Origin of the sequence: Prevotella sp. CAG:255, from assembly GCF_000431195.1 — a bacterium.
Classification (GTDB): Bacteria; Bacteroidota; Bacteroidia; order Bacteroidales; family Bacteroidaceae; genus Prevotella; species Prevotella rara.
Map to the genome: position 1 here is coordinate 1 of NZ_HF986828.1, position 1,238 is coordinate 1,238.

Consider the following 1,238-nt stretch of genomic DNA (forward strand, 5'->3'; position numbering starts at 1 on the left):
ACTCAATGTTTTCAGACGAAGAAAAGAATATTATATATAATGCATCCCTCACAAGGGATGGTTTCTATATGGATTCTTTTTCTTATAAATTTGAGAATATTGTTAGAAATTCTATGAGAAAAGAACTTATTTATTTTCAACGCGAATTATGGGAAAAGACAATGTTAGTAAGAAATTATATTAAAAATTTATTTTTTAATAAATATAGAATAGCTTGCTTTTCTGCATACTCTTGGAATTCAGAACAAAACGAGCAGTTAATGTGGGCCCATTATGCTCAAAGTCATAAGGGCTTTTGTGTAGAATATGATATTTCACCTCTATTTGACAATGCTATAAAAGATGAGGATTTATTCTCTATTTATTCCACAGGTATAAGAGATGAATTTTTGTTACCCTCAGAACAAAGGAAGATGATGATTAATGTTTTTTTTCCTATCCGATATTCGTCCCGAAAAAATGAACTTTCTAAAAGTTTGTGTTATGCGATTTCTCAAAATAAATATACCCCAAAACAAGCCTATGATTTAAAAATAAAGAGTTTTCGAGCTTTAATTACAAAGTTGCTTCCGTGGAAATATGAACAGGAATGGAGATTGATTGTTGATGCAAATATAAGTAAAAAAACTGACCACAAAGTTCCTTTTCCATTTATAAAACGAATTATTGTAGGAGTTAAAGCTTCTGATGAATTGCATAGAATTTTAAGTAATACAGCTGAACATTTGAACATTCCTATAACGAATGAATATGTATAGATATTGTTGGAATAATCTTACCGAATTATCATGACTCATTTAGCAAACATAGATAAGGATTATGCCTCTTGGATAGAGAAACTCAGTCAGAGGTATAAGCATAGCCAGATAAAGGCGGCAACCCATGTGAATAGTAAGATGCTGCAATTTTATTGGTCTTTGGGAAAAGATATTGTTACGCTTCATGCGGAGAGCCGTTGGGGAGATAAAATCATAAAATTGTTAAGTACAGATTTGAGGACAAAATTACTCGGAATAAAAGGCTTGTCGGAAACAAGTATTGGATATGCCAAAAGATTTTATCTACTTTATAACGAGTGGTTTACAATTCACCCACAAGTTGTGGGTGAAATTACAAGACTGTGCTATCTGGCGTATTCCTTGGGGGCATCATAGATATATCATAGACAAATGTTTCAAGGAGCCTGATAAAACCATGTTCTTTGTGCGAAAGACACTCGAAAACGGTTGGAGCAGGAA

2 protein-coding genes are annotated in these 1,238 nt (G+C 32.6%); both read left to right on the forward strand.

What is annotated here, in order from left to right:
* Positions 1 to 758 (forward strand): DUF2971 domain-containing protein (locus QVO66_RS10000; RefSeq protein WP_288172802.1); only part of this gene is annotated, 758 nt, incomplete at its 5' end.
* A 30-nt stretch (positions 759 to 788) separates the two neighbouring features.
* Positions 789 to 1,154, forward strand: a complete 366-nt coding sequence (locus tag QVO66_RS10005; protein ID WP_021855351.1) for a DUF1016 N-terminal domain-containing protein — start codon at positions 789 to 791, stop codon at positions 1,152 to 1,154.
* Positions 1,155 to 1,238: the final 84 nt, after the last annotated feature.